Origin of the sequence: Alteromonas sp. DY56-G5 (assembly GCF_041414725.1) — a bacterium.
Taxonomy (GTDB): Bacteria; Pseudomonadota; Gammaproteobacteria; order Enterobacterales; family Alteromonadaceae; genus Alteromonas; species Alteromonas macleodii.
This window is the reverse complement of sequence record NZ_JANHZQ010000013.1, coordinates 63135-79774: the sequence shown is the minus strand read 5'-3', so window position 1 is coordinate 79774 and position 16640 is coordinate 63135. Positions and strand designations below refer to the sequence as shown.

Genomic DNA, 16640 nt, shown 5'->3' with positions numbered 1-16640 from the left:
GAGGCGCACCTCTCACCCTGCTTTAACTCATCGACAAGTGTTCTCGACGACCTTTACTGCCTTCAACTCACTTAGAACACAAATTGGCGGTGAGACTCTGCTAACACGTCGTGGCCGCTGTAGGTCACGTCAACCGACACTTTATTGCAACCTCGCTCAACGAAAATGACGCTTCCACAGATATTACACACGTGGTGGGTTTCGTCATTAGCCTCGTGTAGTTCCGCTAGCGCTGACGGTGCACAGTCAATAACTAGCTGCTCTTTTTCAATTGTAACGCGCAGTTCACTGGTATCTGAATGGCTTAGCGTTTCGTCATCGGCGTCAAGCTCTCCGATATGATCAATTTCATATTGAATTGCTTGGCAGCTGCAGCTTCCTCTGTACATATCTCTATTCCTCTACTGCTATTTCTCGAGGGTCTCCGGCCATTTGATACTTGCCACGTTGTTGAACGATGTGGCAATTCTCGAACCAGGAAAATTAAACTTCGTATCTAGTGGAGTGGGGTATTCCCTTTGAGTTTTAAGCGTTTCGATTACGCCAACCCATCCATTTCTCCCTGATAACTTAGTGGCATACAGCGCGTAATCGATAACAGCGAATGTACGTTTCCACGCGGTATCAAAGTCTTTCTCTCTATCTGGAGGAAGCAGCGAAAAGCCAATGCTACAAGTAATATTGATTGGTTTTTCTAAGCCGATATCAAAAGGGGTGCTTGCGACCATTTCTCGGCAGCGCTCGGCAACCTCAGGGAGCTCTTCACGAGTGGATTGGCGACAAACCACAAGAAACTCCTCGCCTCCCCATCGAATGATTAAATCCGTTTGTCTGAACACCTCTTTGAGGACATTGGCAAACGCTGATAGCACTTTATCGCCGGCAATATGCCCATAGTCGTCGTTGATGCGCTTGAAGTGGTCGATATCAATAAGTAAGCAAAGTAAGTCTTGTTTCGTCTTTCCTGTACTGGGGCTTTGTTTTGCCGAGAACTGGCTGCGCCTTATTTCACCGGGAAGCTGCGATTCGAGGTAGTGCCTATTGTACAAACCCGTTAACGGATCGCGCAGGCTTACCTCTTCTAGCGTTTTATAGGCTCTTTCCAGTTCTTGATTTTTTTCTTGAAGATTGAGTGTTTGCTGGCGTACTTCTCGGCGCAAAATAATCGTTTGCTGACGTTGTTTGTAGCGGCTCCACACTAAAAACGTCAAGAGTAACGCTGCTAATGATATGCTCCAAAAAAGAGTCGTCTGCAGGTTTTCTCGCTCAGCTTGCGCTAACGCCAGCTGCTTGGATTCTTCCAGTTTCTCCAACGTCCTAGATTGCCTCACAAGCTCAATCTCAGCCTGCAGGCCTTCAATGGCAGACTTGTTTTCTGAATCAAGTAGTACTTCACGCAGCTGCTGCATAACAGATTGAATATCTAGGGCTTTTTTGAATTCGCCTAGTGATACAAAGGCGCTTAGCTGTAACGACAGAAAACTAAGCTGTCCTCTAAGGTCTCTATTTTTTCTCGCGTCAATGGTACCCGTGCGGGCCTCTTCTAAGGCTAATTCGAAACTCTGCTCTTTCATATAGGCTTGCGCTAAAGCGAGTCTGCCTTCTTTGACTAATTTTGCCTGACCCGATGAATCGGCAAATTGCATGGCTTCTTGCAATAACTCTCGCCCTTTAGCCGTATCGCCGTTTTCAACCAATGCTCTTCCCAATAGCATTTTTGCTTCGGCTATGGCCCCTACATCAGAGGTGGATAGCAGGAGTTCAAGACCTTCGTTAATTGCTCTTATCGCTTGGTCTACAGAGCCTGTTTTGAGAGACAGGGCACCAATACGAGTTTTGATCACACCAAGTAATCGGGTCTCCTGTGTTTCCTCGATACTGTCGAAAGCGTCTTGGTAGTAGGTATGAGCCAACGTAGCTTGGTTGAGCAAACTGTATATCTCACCGATGCGCAGCAACGTAACACTCATTTCACTGGCCATGTTATTTTCACGAAAATAACGTAGCGCTTGCTTTAACGGCTCCAAAGCGGTTTCAATTTCGCCTTGTTCTTGTTGAATTATGCCTAGCTCAAGGTTCAATTTAGCCTTAAGTAATTCATTACGCTCAATTTGAGCAATAGACATAGCGCGACGCACATAAGTCAGTGCAATGGAATAATTTGAGAGGTGTCTTTCTGAGGTGGCTAGTTGTAATAGCGTTGACGCCATTTTGTTTAATTCACCATCTGTGGTGTAGCGCTCTAAGGCGGCATTAAAAATGGCTTTTGACACCTCAAAACGCGATGCGTTTTGAAGTAAGAGTCCGAGGGCAGAAAATGTATCAGCAGACATTTGTTGCTGTTGTAGCGCTTGCTCTAAAAGCAACAGTGCCTTGCTATCGGCGTCAGCATATTGCTTGGCATTTAAAAGGTTCTCGACATCAGCAATCTCGGTATTGAAAAGCTCGAACGCTTCTACCATTTTTACCTGTGCGCCATGCACAGCAATTAGCAGGGCACACACCAGCACGCGCACTGTGCTAAATCCTTCACGGCCCATTCGATTGTATCTCCTATACGCTGTCAGAACATGCTGTCGGTGAGTATCCCAGTAGGCTAACGCCAAGGCAACATTATTATTGTGAAGGATAAAACGAATGAAATACGTATTTGGATTTATACTTTAGTCTAATTTGTGCTGTTATTTTCAATCCACTCTCGAATCAGTGCAGACTTGGCTTTACCTGTCTTTTGGGCAATGTTTGCAAGTTTTTCAATACATTGCGGTGTTAACGTAAAGGTAGCATGTCGCATACCTTCTGATTTTGCAGGCTTTCTTATCGGCACGACGCGGTCTGTACGAACGTCTTTTAAATCGTTTTTTGCCGCCGATGGTTGCTTTTTATCCACTTTACCTTGGGCATAAAGCAGCGCATCGTCGATAAAATCTTCTACAGTTCGTAGATTGGGCTTAGCTAACGGCTTCGACTTTTTGAGGTTGAGTAAACTCATAAGCATCCTCCACTTTGCCAGCTAGTAGCTCTTCAAACAAGGTTCTTATTTCTGTGGCCGCTTTACCTTCTGGTTCACTCTCAATAACTGACTGCCCTGACTCTTCTGAATCGTCATACATGTTTCTACTAAAAGTAACAGAGTTTAGGACGGGAATACCAAATGAGCGACACACTTCTTTTGCCTCTAGAATACGGTTTGCCAGGCTAGGTAGAGAAGGGCACTGTGTGATAACGAACGCGGCGTTCATTTTCGGGTTAACCATTTTACAGGTAGATAAAATATCTTCCATGTGAGGTACCGTTTTGAGATCGCGACGTTTGGGTCTAAGTGGAATCAGTATATGGTCAGCAACCGCCATTGACGAGCGAAGCGCTAGGTTATCTTGTCCACCACAGTCTATTACAACGTAATCGTAATACTGACGCAGGCTAAGTAATTCGTTACGTATTTTACCGTATAACTGAACACAGTTAATTTCAGCGAGACGAGGGTTAGCTTTACGCTCTTGGATCCAGTCTGAGGTTGTTCGCTGCGGGTCACAGTCGACCATTAACACCTTGGCACCTTTTTCAGTGCGAAGATACACTGCAATGTTTTGTGCCAGGCAGCTCTTTCCGCTACCGCCTTTTTCTCCACCAACCAAAATAATCATGGTGATAACCCTCGAATATCGCTTATGTTAAAATACTGAGCGTTACGGTGGGTCGTGAATGGTGTCACGACCGTACCTAACCTCCACTCAAAGCATAGGCAGGCTATCAGCTAGGTTCAGCATCAAAATCGATATTAACGAATGTAAGACAATACCTATTGATTTGTGCAAAAACTCATTCTAGTCTTCTTACTTTATAATTGAGATTACCGATAAGAGGTTGTTATGTCAGAAAGTCGCTTCACTTCCAAAGAAGGCCAAAAAGTACCTAGCGTTTCATTTCCGTGCAGAGAAGGTGAGACGTGGGTAACGAAAACGACAGATGAATTATTTTCTGGCAAAAATGTTGTGGTCTTCTCACTTCCAGGTGCTTTTACACCAACCTGTTCTTCTACCCACTTGCCTCGCTATAACGCTTTAGCGAAAAAGTTTGCGAAACACGGCATTGATGAGATTGTTTGTGTATCGGTAAACGATACTTTCGTTATGAATGCATGGGCCGCAGATCAAGAAGCCGCTAACATAACCGTTATTCCCGACGGTAACGGAGAATTTACCGATGGCATGGGTATGCTAGTCGATAAAGCGGATTTGGGTTTCGGCAAAAGAAGTTGGCGTTACTCGATGCTAGTGAAAGATGGCGTGGTAGACAAAATGTTTATTGAACCTGATGTAGCTGGCGACCCGTTTGAGGTGTCGGATGCAGATACCATGCTGGCTTACATTGCGCCAGAGGAGCAAACTAACGCACCTGTTTCTATTATCACAAAGCCGGGTTGTCCTTTCTGTGCTAAAGCGAAAAAACTGCTTGATGAAAAAGGCTACGAGTACGAAGAAATCGTGTTGGGCAAAGATGCATCACTAACCAGCTTAACGGCGATTAGCGGTCGTGAAACTGTGCCGCAGGTCTTTATCGGTGGTAAACATATCGGTGGTTCTGACGATCTAGAGGTTTACTTTAGCTAACGTAATATACGTATTAATCGTCACAAGAAACGGGAGCATGGTAAACTGCTCCCGTTTTTTATTAATTATCCGTAGCGGAGAATAATAGTGTCATCGAAGTTTTTTGTAAAAATGCTCATAGGTATTGTTGCGCTTTTAGGTGTAAATATGGCTATAGCCGCAAATTTATCTATACCCGATACGAGCGAAATGAAAAGCAGAAGTTTTTCAGACCTTCAAAATCAGTTCAAAGCATTTTACGAAAAAGAGTGGGGCCAAACCCAGCCGTGTAGAGAAACGGCACTCAATCGTTTTTCGGTATGCAGCAACGTATTGCGCAATGAAGGCAATTCGCCTTTCATGCTGACCAACAAATCAAGCAGCAAGGTGGCAGTGCTTATCCACGGCTTAAGCGACTCACCTTTCTTCATGCGTGAAATCGCCAACATCTTATTTGAACAGGGTTTCACTGTAGTCGTGCCGCTTTTGCCTGGGCATGGTAAACGAGATGCCGACGATGACATGTCTGACTGGGATTTAGCTGAGCGCTGGCAGGGGCATGTTGATGAAGTCATTAAATTGGCTGATAGCATGGGTGATACTTTGCTTGTAGGTGGCTTCTCTACAGGTGGTGCGCTGGCGGTTGAACATTATCTGGATAGTACAGGAAGCGAAGTAAATAATATTGATGGTCTTATGCTATTTTCTGGCGCGCTGGCGCTGTCTGATAATGCTGAAAGTATGTCTCGAATTTGGGGCATTAAACTTTTAGCCAGAATTATTGATGGAACCTATCAAACTCATGGCCCCAACCCTTACAAGTATCCAAATGTGGCAGGTTTAGCAGGGTTGGAATTGATGGATTTAATAAACATCATTCGGGACAAAGTCGAGGAAGGACAGCAAATTGAAGTGCCGCTATTTGCCGCTCATTCTCAAGCTGATGTAACCACGCCAATTCTCGGCATAGAGCAGTTAATGGACGCAAGTAAAGGTCCGAATACCTTTTTCGTTATCGATGAATCGTACGGGTTGTGCCATGCAGATTTAGTTGTGAATACAAGTTTGCTCAATAAAATGAATTTCAACGCAAGCATGGTTAATCAGCAAGAAGAGTGTGCGGTACCTAAAGCAAACCCGCTATTTTCAACCATGGGCCTTATGTTGCGAGATTACCTGTCTCAGTTTGAATAAGTTACTGGGGCCTGTTGACCTTTGGTGTACAACAAAGGTCAACAGGCCCTAGCTTAGCGAAATTAACGGCTGGCTTTACTGCTTGGTTACATCACGCTATTATTTCGTTGCACAATAGACAGCAATATTTTGAGTACAGTATTTGAGAAAGTTTCGGATTGGTTTAACGCGCAAACGGTATAGGTCGGCGAATGCAAGTTCGTTTATCCTTACACTGTTCTTAATGATGGCCCTCGTGTCGTCAGGTAGCGCTGTATCTATCGAACATTCATACGAACATGCCCATTCAATGTCGGTGATGACACCGCAGTCGGATGCTGCTCATGCTAACCATCAGGTTCGAATGCCTGAGTATGCTAATACACATTGTCAGCACCAAGAATTGTCATCACAACATGCGGATTTAAGTGTTAAAAACAGCAAGAGCAAACCCGCTCAGTTCGACGGCGTACAAGTTAGCGATGCAGGCGTAATAGCGTGAAAGCATCGAAGATGAGTGACATGTCTTGCTGCAAGGATGAATGTAATTGCCCAGCCGATCACTGTTTTAATCTTAGCGCGAGTGCGCTTATTCAGCCTACCGTTGAAACCGAAATATCGGTAGCCAGAATGGCTGCCACTGCACCTATACTGGGGCAGCGCTCATCTCCTCACTTCGGGCAGTTTCGCCCACCTAAGTCACTTTTCACAGCATAGATCTATCTCGCGGATTTATTTCGCAGCAGAGACGTTTTTATGTCACGACGTCGTTTTGAGATGTCTCTAATCTTTTATCTATGTAACGCGTGGTAAGCCTTTTTGCTAATCCCCTTTGTCGAATTTAGCGAAGAGCGGGGCAACGTCAACACGCCTTACACCTGAAAAGTGATGTTATACATGAGCAACTATTCGGTACCCAAAAAAGTGAACGAAAGCGCTAACAGACCTTGTAAAGTAAGCGCTTTGTTCGCCTTAATTTTTGTGCTTTCTTCTTTTTTGATGGCTAATAAGCCCGTTGTCGCGCAGACCCTAAGCCTGGAACAAGCGCTGCAGTTAGCTATTCAATACGACCCTTTGCTTAAAGGGAATGCGCATCGAAAGGATCGCTTTAATGCAGAAGCTGAAGCGTCATCATATTGGGCAAATCCTCAGGTTTCAGCGTCTGTACAAAACTTGCCTACCGACGGCTTCGTATTTGACCAAGAGCCTATGACGCAATTTAAAGTTGGTTTGAAGCAGCAGTTACCGCGAGGCGATGAAAACCTCTACAGCCAGCAAAAGTATCAGGTTATGGCTGATCAAATGTCGGTAGAGAGCCAAGCGAGAAAGGCGTGGCTTAAACGTGAGGTTACCCTTACCTGGTTAGATTGGGTCTATGCAACACGTCGCATTGGATTATTGGACAAAGAGAAATCATTGCTTACACAGCTACTCGATTTTACTGACTCCAGATACAGTCAAGGCGTTGGTGCAGCGGCGCAACAAGACATACTGCAAGTGCGCTTGGCATTGTTGTCACTAGACGACAAATATGTGCAGGCCTACCAGCAAAAAAATGAAGCGAGATCGGCACTTTCAAAATGGTTTGGTGCGCCGCTAGATGAATCTGTAAGCGCACCGCTGGCTCAATCAACGCAAGAATCAACGCTTTCTTATCCAAAGCGTATCGAGCTCGATGCTATCTTAAACGACAGCAACCTAAGCCTTTCTTCGTTCTTAACGGTTATTGATAGCAGTGAGCCTTTTTCAATACTACAGCATCATCCTGAGGCTATGCTGCTTCAAATTCAGACCCAGATAGAAGCGCAAAATGTGAACATAGCGCGAGAGCAAACTAAGTCTCAGTGGGCATTTGAAGCAAGCTATGGATACAGACAAGACGCGCAAAATGGTGCGAGCCGGGCTGACTTTGTGTCATTGGGTGTTCAAGTAGACCTTCCGCTTTTCAATAAATCTCGTCAAGACGCTTCAATAGCCGCGGCGGCTTCCAAAATGAGTGCGTCTGAAACGGACTTCCGCTTGAAAGTGAACGAGCTTGCCGCGAATGCAGAGGTGCTTAAATCACGCTTGTCGGCGCTAAGTGAGCGCAAAGCGCTTTATGAAACGGCGTTAATTGGAGAAACACAGCAACTTTCTGAAGCTGAACTGACAGCTTATACCACAGACACAGGTGATATCGGTGATGTTGTCAATGCCAACCTCAAGCAAGTACAGGTACAGGATGATTTACTCAAAATCGACATAGAGCGCGCCAGAACATTGGCGTCACTTGCTTATTTGTACCTGCCCACTCACGCCCATTTTTCGAATAAAGAGTAGTTAATATGACATCTTCAACTAACCCTGCTCCAGATACAAAAAGCACGCTAATAAAGGGCTTGCTAATAGGTCTGCTATTTGGCGGCCTGATAGCGTTCGGCTTGGCCTCACTATTGTTGTCTGATTCATCAAAACACGGAAATGGTGAAAGTGCCCACAGAGGTGACAGTGCCCACAGCGATAAAAGTGCCCACAGCGACGAAACTGATAATAAAGCCCCTTTATATTGGGTAGCGCCTATGGATGACAGCTATCGCCGTGACAAACCAGGAAAGTCACCAATGGGAATGGACTTAGTGCCCGTATACGCCAATGACGACGCAACGTCTGCGAAAAGTAATGAGCGTTCGCCTGGTACCGTAATGATTCCGCCAAATGTACAGCACAATATAGGGGTTAAAGTCGCGCCCGTTACCATTGGAACACTTCAACAGACCGTAACGGCGGTGGGCAACGTTGCTTACGATGAAGATAGCATTGTGCACATCCACCCTAGAGTATCAGGTTGGGTCGACAGGCTTTTCATTAAATCCCAAGGAGAGCAAGTAGAAAAAGGACAGGCACTTTATACCCTGTATTCTCCAGAATTAGTTAGCGCACAAGAAGAATACGTTTTAGCTCTTAAGCGAGGAGATTCACGTTTAATTGAGGGCGCCGCCGAGCGCCTAAGAACTCTAGGGCTATCAAAGGGCGTTATCGAAGAATTGCAGAAAAGTAGACGGGTAGCACAAACCGTCACATTTAACGCGCCGCAAAGCGGTGTAGTAGAAGCGCTGAATATCAGGGAAGGATTTTACGTTCAGCCCGGGACAACCTTGATGAGCATCGCACAGCTAGATACAGTGTGGGTGATTGCAGAGGTGCCTGAAAAGTACGCGCAAATCATAGCGCCTTATAATGGCGCTGTGGTTACCCTCGACGAAATGGACCATGGGTCCGATGCTAAATGGGAAAGTCACGTAGAGTATATTTATCCGTCTTTGTCAGAAACAACCCGAACCTTGAAAGTGCGCATACCGCTAAACAATAACAATCACACGTTAAAGCCCAATATGTTTGCTCACGTTGTAATTACGCCTACTCAACGCAAGGCGGCGTTACTGGTTCCTCGCAGTGCCGTTATTCGCACGGCAGAGGGCGCAAAAGTGGTACTCAGTGATGGCGATGGCAATTTTAAGTCGGTACGCGTAACACTGGGGCAAAGCGATAGTACACATTTTGAAGTAGTTGAAGGCTTGCTCCCCGAGGATGATGTTGTGGTATCAGCACAATTTTTGATTGATTCAGAGTCGTCGAAAAGCAGTGACTTTGAGCGAATGAAAGCGCCCGATCACCAGGCCACGACAACAGGTACAATTGAGGCAATTGAATTGCCAGCTGACACCGAAACGAATGGCGCTTCGAATAACGCAACGTTAGTAATCGCTCGCGGGCCGATTGAAAAATGGGGGCGGGGACCTGCGACAATGTCATTTGCGGTATCAAAGCATATTGACTTATCTCAGTTTAGTGAAGGTGACAACATCATGTTCACCTTTGTGACTGGCGAAGAATTCACGGTTATTGATATGCGAAAGCGTAGTGAAAATGCGGTGGACAAGGGCATGGTGCATGACTCAGGTCACAGCAATCATAAACATGATGCAGGCAACCTGAAGAGTAATGGAGAGCAAAGCGATGCTCACAAGTCGATGGTTCACAAGTCGGCAGAACAAAAATCGATAAATCATAAGGAGCATATGCACCATGATTGAATCGGTAATTCGCTGGTCGGTAAACAATAGAATACTGGTATTGCTGAGCGCTATTATGCTCAGTATTGCTGGTGTCTGGGCGGTGAAAAATACCCCCGTTGATGCTATCCCTGATTTATCTGATGTCCAAGTCATAGTGAAAGTAAGCTATCCCGGTCAGTCGCCGCAAGTGGTGGAAGATCAGGTGACGTTTCCTCTCACCTCTGCGCTAATGTCAGTGCCTGGCGCACAGACGGTGCGAGGGTATTCATTCTTCGGCGATGCCTACGTATATATAATCTTTGATGATGATACAGACATGTACTGGGCTCGAAGCCGTGTTCTGGAATACTTAAGCCAAGCGTCTTCGCAACTTCCAGAAGGCGTGACACCTCAGTTAGGTCCAGATGCGACAGGGGTAGGTTGGGTTTACATTTATGCGTTGGAGAACGATGCTAGTCAGCCAAATGCGCTAGATGCTGGTGAGTTAAGGGCGTTGCAAGACTGGTTCTTAAAGTTTGAGCTTCAGTCAGTTGAAGGCGTTTCTGAAGTTGCGTCTGTTGGAGGGATGGTTAAACAATACCAAGTTATTGTCGACCCTGAAAAATTACGTGCCTACAACATTCAGCCATCCATGATAGAAATTGCCCTTAAACGGGGTAACCGCGCGTCAGGCGCTTCGGTTATTGAAATGGCCGAGGCAGAGTACATGGTTAGTGCGCAAAGCTACATTCAGGGCATTGACGACATACTGTCGTTGCCTACAGGCGTTATCAAGGACGGCGTTAGCATAACGATTAATGATGTAGCACAAGTGGTAGAAAGCCCGTTGATGCGCCGCGGTATTGCTGAACTAAACGGGAATGGCGAAACCGTGGGTGGCATTATAGTGATGCGCTATGGCGAAAACGCAAAAGCCACTATCGATGCGGTTAAAGCTAAGCTGGATTCATTAAAAGCGAGCTTGCCGGAAGGGGTGAATATCGTTCCCGTGTACGATCGCTCCACCCTTATTGATAAGTCCGTCGATACCCTCACCAATAAGTTGGTGGAGGAATTGCTGGTTGTTGGTTTGGTATGCGCTATCTTCTTGTTTCACATACGTTCATCTATGGTTGCGCTAATCAGTTTGCCTATTGGTATTCTCGCCGCGTTTATCGTAATGAAGCTGCAGGGACTTAATGCCAACATCATGTCTTTAGGTGGCATTGCTATCGCTATTGGTGCAATGGTGGATGGCGCTATTGTTGTGGTTGAAAATTTACACAAGCACATTCATCAGCATGCTGTTTCATCAAGTCAGGGAGCCTCAGCGAGTCAAAGGGATTCAGCGAGTCAAAGGGATTCAGCAAGTCAGGTTGGGTCAGGGAGTGCCCAGTCGCGAACACCTATACCAACCTTTGCGCCAACATCTGCAAAGCTTTCGGCAGTCAAACGTTGGGAACTGGTGATTAAGTCGACCACTGAAGTTGGCCCAGCTTTATTCTTTGCGCTCCTAATTATAACCGTATCCTTTATTCCTGTTTTTGCGTTAGAAGCACAAGAAGGGCGTCTTTTTGCGCCTCTTGCCTTTACCAAAACCTATGCCATGGCAGCAGCTGCGGCGCTGGCAATTACTTTAGTTCCTGTGCTGGCGGGTTATTTCGTACGCGGAAAAATACGATCTGAAGCCCAGAACCCGGTAAATCGAGCTTTAGAACGTGTGTATCAGCCATTGCTAACGCGGCTGCTTAACTACCCACTGCTCACCTTGGCGGGGGCATTTTGCTTATTGCTTTCCATGTACTGGCCGTTAAACCAACTAGGTAGCGAATTTATGCCCGAACTGGACGAAGGCGATTTGATGTATATGCCTACTACCTATCCGGGTATTTCAGTGGGTAAAGCCAGAGAGCTTTTACAGCAGACGGACAAGCTTATTGCAACCTTGCCCGAGGTTGAAACGGTATTCGGGAAAATTGGACGCGCAGATACGGCCACAGACCCTGCACCATTGACGATGATTGAAACCTTCATTCAGCTTAAACCGAAAGCCCAGTGGAGGGCGGGCATGACCACTGAAAAGCTCAAAGAAGAGCTTAACGCTCTGGTGCAATTTCCAGGGCTGACCAATGCGTGGGTAATGCCAATTAAAACCCGTATCGACATGTTGGCAACCGGGATAAAAACCCCTGTTGGGATCAAGATTGCGGGGCCTGACCTAGCAGGCATTGAAGCCATAGGAAAGGATATTGAGATACTGCTTAAAGACCTGCCCAATACAGCATCAGTATACGCTGAGCGTGTGGTGGGTGGCCGTTACGTTTATATCGATATCGACAGGCAGTTGGCGGCGCGCTACGGCATGACGATAGACGATGTTCACAGTATTGTAGGCTCGGCAGTGGGCGGCAAAGTGGTTACACAATCAGTGGAAGGGCGTGAGCGTTTTCCTATTGCCATGCGCTTTTTACAGCACTACCGCGATACGCCTGAATCTTTAGCATCCATGCCTTTCGTCACACCAAGCGGTGTTCACATTACCCTTGGCGATGTGGCGACCGTGCGTATTGACGACGGGCCGGCTGGGATTAAAAGTGAAAATGCCCGATTAAACGGATGGGTATACATTGATATCTCGTCAGACTCAGCCACGGGTATTGACTTAGGGGGTTATGTAGATAGCGCAAAACGTCATTTGTCAGAGCAATTTGATTTACCCACTGGATACTCCATTACGTGGGCGGGGCAGTTTGCTTACCTTGAGCGCGCGAAAGCAAAACTGTCGGTGGTTATACCGCTAACGTTAGCCATTATCTGCCTTTTGCTTTATCTGGCATTTAAACGCCTTCGCGATGTGGCACTCATACTCGCGACCTTACCGTTGGCGCTGGTGGGCAGTGTATGGTTGCTTTACCTTCTTAACTTCAATCTGTCGGTGGCGGTAGGTGTTGGGTTTATTGCCTTAGCAGGTGTAGCGGTAGAAATAGGCGTTATCATGCTGGTCTATCTAAACCAATATGTATCAGATGCACTTACTAAGCACGAAACAGAAAATGGCAACACTAAAAAAGATGCGCTTGTGAAAAAGGCTATTGTCCATGCCGCCTCGGCAAGACTTCGCCCAGTTATGATGACATCGCTTTCTATTATTGTTGGCTTGTTGCCTGTGCTTTATGCCACTGGAACTGGTAGTGAAGTGATGCAGCGAATTGCGGCGCCTATGGTAGGCGGTATGGCGAGTGCACTGGTATTAACACTGTTGGTATTGCCAAGCGCGTTTTACTTAATTGTGTCACGCAAAAAATAATAGAGTTGAAAGTGCAGTAGAGTAGATAAAGCATGTGGAAGCGATAACACGCTTCCCTACGCTTCATTTTTAAAGCATTGCGCGACTAGTGCGCTTTCGCATAGTCTTCAACTTGTTGCCAAACGCGCAAAAGGTTTCCGCTCAATATTTTTTCAATGTCGGTACGGCTATAACCTCTATCCAGCAATCCTTGTACTAGGTTTGGAAAACTCGCCACATCTTTAAGCCCAATGGGGAGTGAGTCACCTACACCGTCATAGTCTGAACCAATACCTACGTGATCAACTCCAATCAGTTTTACCACGTGATCGATATGGTCAAGCACTTCGTCTAGGGTTGAATAAGGGTATGCCACTTCTTTGCGATAATTCTCTTCAAAGTTCTCTAGCTTAGGGCTGTCTTCGCCTTCTTTTTCAACCAAGGCTTTGCGCGCTGCAGTAAGGCCACTACGCCACTTGCCAGCTTCTTTAGATACAAAACTAGAACCAAAGTTAATCATAATAACACCGCCATTTTCGCCGAGTTTTTTGATCATCTCGTCGTCCATGTTGCGCTCAAAACCGGGGGTAAAGCGGCGCAGTGAAGAATGTGATGCTATAACTGGCACCTTTGTTAACTCAATAACCTGATAAAAGGCGTCGTCAGACACATGGGAAATATCCAGCATAATACCAATGTTGTTCATTTCGCCCACTAAGGTTTTGCCAAACGGGCTAAGGCCTTTCCATTTTCTGCGCAGGTCATACGAAGAGTCAGAAATGTGGTTAGCTTGACTATGAGCAAGGGTGATGTAGCGAATCCCGCGCTCGTAAAAAGCCGTTAGATTCGCCAAGTCACCTTGAATAGGAGAACCATTTTCCATGCCCATTGGCAGTGAAATTAACCCTTTTTCAAATTGGGCTTTTACGTCAGAAGGGCTTTTAGCAATGGCAAATTTATCAGGTGCGCGGGCAACAATGGCTTCTACTGAATCGATGAGCTCATGGGCAAGCTGCGTAGATTCTGGAGAGTTGTCTAAACTAGCAGGCACGTAGATACTCATAAAAGGGGCGTTCAAACCACCAGATACTGCACGAGGGTAGTCGAAGTCACCGTCCTGCGTGGCTTTAGTGACATCAACCCACTTTTCCTTTACGCGATAAGGAACATCAATGTGTCCATCAACAATAATAGTTTCTTGTGCGATCTTGATAGCTTTTTCAGATGCTGAATAAGTAGAGGTCTCAGCAAGTACAGAGTGTGAAGCAAAAAGCGCAGAGATAAGTAATGCGCAAGATGAGAGTGGGAAGCGCCCCTTCATAGAAAATCCTTATTTTGTTTTTTTATCGCTTAGGTCAATAACCGCTAACTTAATAGCAATACGAGACTAAAGGATAATGCGCACTGCGACAATAGGCTTTTACTTGCTATGCATTTACCCCAGATTGCTCTCGCTAAGCGCTAAATTAGTCGATATTGCTCATTTTTAGAGCGCTTGTGCTTGTTTACTTCAAGTTTACATTGCAATAAAAATTTAAAACTTGTTATGGTGAAGACTGCGTGACTTCATTGCGCGAATACGGGATACTCCCAAGCGCTCCGCCAATTATCGATGACTACTATGCATCAGCGCGGCCGACGTAATTTTTTAGTGGCACCCGCTCTTCTCACATAATCAAGCCGGGGCCACAGTTAACAAGTATGAGAAATAAATATGGCTATTAATTTTGTACCGCTAGATAAAGAAAAGCATAAAGACCTAAAGGTTGCGGTAAATACATCTTTCAGCTTTGCGAAAAATACACACCTTGCAGCAGCAACGATCCGTGAATTTGCACAACTAGCTGCGACAATGCCGCTAGTGTTCATTGAAGACACTACATCAAAGCGTCACCACGTTGTGACTATGCTTGGTATGGAACAAGGTCAAAACCTTTTTCTAACTGGCGACAGCTGGAAAGGCCCTCACGTTCCAATGAACATCCTTCGCTATCCATTCGACGTGCGTCCAGACGGCGACAAGCTTGGCGTTTACATTGATGAAAACTCCGACCTTATTTCTGACGAAGGCCAAGCGCTATTCACTGAAGCTGGTGAAGCAAGCGAGTTCCTAGATAACCGTCAGAAATTCCTAGCAGACCTTGCGAATAGCGAAATGCTAACTCAGCGTTTTGTTGCGAAAGTCGTTGAACTGGACCTTCTTGATCCAATTCAAATTCGCCTTACATACCAAGATGGTAAACAGCGCAATGTTACTGGCATGATGAGCATCAATGAGAAGAAGCTTCTTGAGCTGCCAGAAGAGCAGGTGCTTGAGCTACACAAGCAAGGCTTCCTAGGTGCTATCTACGCAGTAATGATGTCTGTTGGTCAGCTAAACCGCCTTGTTGAGCTTTCTAATGACACAGAAAACCCAATTCGCAGCATGCAGCTTTCTGCGGTTAAAGCAGAAGAAGCAGCACCTGAAGCGGCGCCAAACGCGTAATCGTTCCCTCATTTTGAAGTTTAAAAGCCCGCAAAGTTGCGGGTTTTTTTGTACCTAAAATTCACGTTCAGACTTCGTCATGTTTCGTTCAGAAACCGTTAAGTTTTAATGTCTTATCTTACACATCGTTCCCAACACATTTTTTAAGGACAAAAGACATGAACACTAACACTAATAAGCTAAAAACTACGCTAACTGCACTATCACTTATCACGGCTTCAGTATTTACAGTCTCAGCAGCACATGCAGCTACACAAAACGAAGTACAGTTTACCGCTGTCGATCCTGAAGGATTCGATGACAACCTCTACGGTGCAAGGTATGTGCGCTACCTGGAAGAAGTTAGCGGAAACAGCGGCGCTTACCTTATAAACCCTTATCTTCAGCGTGTATCGAGTTTATCTGGTGGTTACGCCAATTTAGATGGTGCCGACTTTTTTAATCTTGGAGCGACGTTTTACATCGATGAAAACTTAATGTTAGCAATCGAAGGGGTTCATAGGAAATGGAACAATGGCTATGGCGAATCTGATAGCACCGACATAAATGCTAAGCTGGGTTACAACTTATCACGTGAGTGGCAAGTTGGCGCAGGTTTGACTTATCAGCACTTCAGCACTGAATATGCCTTCGAAGATGACGTGTTTGAAGCTAGCGGTAACGAATCTTCTGCATTAATTTTTACTCGTTACACAACTGTTGGAAAGGAGGGTAAAGGCTGGGATTTTATGGCCGAGTATATAGCTGAAAGTAATGACGTTTTTTATGGCTCAGCTCGTTACTTCTTCAGTAAAGGTTTCAGTGTTGCTGGCTTGTTCACCTATTCAGATGCGCCAGACGGCTTTGTAAATGAAAAGGCTGTTGGAGTAGCACTCGATTATTGGGTCAATGAACAGTTTTCAATATCAGCAAGCTATGAAACGGATATTGATGGGGAAGAAAGTAGTGACGTTGCTTCACTTTCAGCATCCTATCGTTTCTAAGTAAGAACTCCCTGATTATTGCTATGCGTTAGCACGCGTTGATGTAAATGCAGTGAGTTAGCACTAGTCGTGTTAACTCACTCGTTT

14 protein-coding genes are annotated in these 16640 nt (G+C 45.7%); 9 read left to right on the top strand and 5 right to left on the bottom strand.

Annotated features, from left to right (window positions below):
• Positions 1 to 71: 71 nt before the first annotated feature.
• From NO989_RS08905 to NO989_RS08890, 4 genes are all read right to left on the bottom strand, one after another.
• A complete protein-coding gene (locus NO989_RS08905) occupies positions 72 to 389 on the bottom strand; it encodes an ADP-ribosylglycohydrolase (RefSeq protein ID WP_371342407.1) in 318 nt (105 codons plus the stop codon).
• Between the two features lie 18 nt (positions 390 to 407).
• Positions 408 to 2540 (bottom strand): diguanylate cyclase, encoded by a 2133-nt coding sequence (locus NO989_RS08900; protein ID WP_371342406.1) that lies wholly within the window; start codon positions 2538 to 2540, stop codon positions 408 to 410.
• A 128-nt stretch (positions 2541 to 2668) separates the two neighbouring features.
• A complete protein-coding gene (locus NO989_RS08895; protein WP_371342405.1) occupies positions 2669 to 2992 on the bottom strand; it encodes a replication protein RepA in 324 nt (107 codons plus the stop codon).
• The gene (locus NO989_RS08890; RefSeq protein ID WP_014950447.1) at positions 2952 to 3647 is read right to left on the bottom strand and encodes an AAA family ATPase; all 696 of its coding nucleotides are present in this window, start codon (positions 3645 to 3647) and stop codon (positions 2952 to 2954) included. The genes NO989_RS08895 and NO989_RS08890 overlap by 41 nt, the downstream gene beginning before the upstream one ends.
• Before the next feature lie 225 nt (positions 3648 to 3872).
• On the opposite strand from NO989_RS08890, the gene NO989_RS08885 reads away from it, so the two are divergent.
• The 7 genes from NO989_RS08885 to NO989_RS08855 all read left to right on the top strand — a co-directional run bounded on the left by NO989_RS08885 (position 3873) and on the right by NO989_RS08855 (position 13106).
• Complete coding sequence (locus tag NO989_RS08885) at positions 3873 to 4613, top strand: glutathione peroxidase (RefSeq protein WP_014950446.1); 741 nt, start codon at positions 3873 to 3875, stop codon at positions 4611 to 4613.
• 84 nt (positions 4614 to 4697) lie between these two features.
• Complete coding sequence (locus tag NO989_RS08880) at positions 4698 to 5786, top strand: carboxylesterase (RefSeq protein WP_170870507.1); 1089 nt, start codon at positions 4698 to 4700, stop codon at positions 5784 to 5786.
• A 235-nt stretch (positions 5787 to 6021) separates the two neighbouring features.
• Entirely contained in the window at positions 6022 to 6267 is a 246-nt protein-coding gene (locus NO989_RS08875; RefSeq protein WP_371342404.1) for a hypothetical protein, read from the top strand.
• Positions 6264 to 6482 carry a hypothetical protein gene (locus NO989_RS08870; RefSeq protein ID WP_371342403.1) on the top strand — a complete coding sequence of 73 codons (219 nt, stop codon included), beginning with the start codon at positions 6264 to 6266 and terminating at the stop codon, positions 6480 to 6482. The genes NO989_RS08875 and NO989_RS08870 overlap by 4 nt, the downstream gene beginning before the upstream one ends.
• A 180-nt stretch (positions 6483 to 6662) precedes the next feature.
• On the top strand, positions 6663 to 8084 hold the full coding sequence (locus NO989_RS08865; RefSeq protein ID WP_371342402.1) for a TolC family protein: 1422 nt from the start codon (positions 6663 to 6665) through the stop codon (positions 8082 to 8084).
• Between the two features lie 5 nt (positions 8085 to 8089).
• Positions 8090 to 9838 carry an efflux RND transporter periplasmic adaptor subunit gene (locus NO989_RS08860; RefSeq protein WP_371342401.1) on the top strand — a complete coding sequence of 583 codons (1749 nt, stop codon included), beginning with the start codon at positions 8090 to 8092 and terminating at the stop codon, positions 9836 to 9838.
• Positions 9831 to 13106 (top strand): efflux RND transporter permease subunit, encoded by a 3276-nt coding sequence (locus NO989_RS08855; RefSeq protein ID WP_371342400.1) that lies wholly within the window; start codon positions 9831 to 9833, stop codon positions 13104 to 13106. Before NO989_RS08860 ends, NO989_RS08855 begins: the two co-directional genes overlap by 8 nt.
• Before the next feature lie 85 nt (positions 13107 to 13191).
• Here NO989_RS08855 and NO989_RS08850 read toward each other — a convergent pair whose 3' ends face one another.
• On the bottom strand, positions 13192 to 14406 hold the full coding sequence (locus tag NO989_RS08850; RefSeq protein ID WP_371342399.1) for a dipeptidase: 1215 nt from the start codon (positions 14404 to 14406) through the stop codon (positions 13192 to 13194).
• 393 nt (positions 14407 to 14799) lie between these two features.
• On the opposite strand from NO989_RS08850, the gene NO989_RS08845 reads away from it, so the two are divergent.
• On the top strand, positions 14800 to 15570 hold the full coding sequence (locus tag NO989_RS08845) for a SapC family protein (RefSeq protein ID WP_014950439.1): 771 nt from the start codon (positions 14800 to 14802) through the stop codon (positions 15568 to 15570).
• A 158-nt stretch (positions 15571 to 15728) separates the two neighbouring features.
• Positions 15729 to 16553, top strand: coding sequence for a hypothetical protein (locus tag NO989_RS08840; RefSeq protein WP_371342398.1), 825 nt, complete (start codon positions 15729 to 15731; stop codon positions 16551 to 16553).
• Positions 16554 to 16640: the final 87 nt, after the last annotated feature.

Bases quoted from the DNA above. Each gene is read 5' to 3' on its own strand.
- NO989_RS08905 (WP_371342407.1), bottom strand. From the start codon at position 389: ATGTACAGAGGAAGCTGCAGCTGCCAAGCAATTCAATATGAAATTGAT.
- NO989_RS08900 (WP_371342406.1), bottom strand. From the start codon at position 2,540: ATGGGCCGTGAAGGATTTAGCACAGTGCGCGTGCTGGTGTGTGCCCTG.
- NO989_RS08895 (WP_371342405.1), bottom strand. From the start codon at position 2,992: ATGAGTTTACTCAACCTCAAAAAGTCGAAGCCGTTAGCTAAGCCCAAT.
- NO989_RS08890 (WP_014950447.1), bottom strand. From the start codon at position 3,647: ATGATTATTTTGGTTGGTGGAGAAAAAGGCGGTAGCGGAAAGAGCTGC.
- NO989_RS08885 (WP_014950446.1), top strand. From the start codon at position 3,873: ATGTCAGAAAGTCGCTTCACTTCCAAAGAAGGCCAAAAAGTACCTAGC.
- NO989_RS08865 (WP_371342402.1), top strand. From the start codon at position 6,663: ATGAGCAACTATTCGGTACCCAAAAAAGTGAACGAAAGCGCTAACAGA.
- NO989_RS08860 (WP_371342401.1), top strand. From the start codon at position 8,090: ATGACATCTTCAACTAACCCTGCTCCAGATACAAAAAGCACGCTAATA.
- NO989_RS08855 (WP_371342400.1), top strand. From the start codon at position 9,831: ATGATTGAATCGGTAATTCGCTGGTCGGTAAACAATAGAATACTGGTA.
- NO989_RS08850 (WP_371342399.1), bottom strand. From the start codon at position 14,406: ATGAAGGGGCGCTTCCCACTCTCATCTTGCGCATTACTTATCTCTGCG.
- NO989_RS08845 (WP_014950439.1), top strand. From the start codon at position 14,800: ATGGCTATTAATTTTGTACCGCTAGATAAAGAAAAGCATAAAGACCTA.
- NO989_RS08840 (WP_371342398.1), top strand. From the start codon at position 15,729: ATGAACACTAACACTAATAAGCTAAAAACTACGCTAACTGCACTATCA.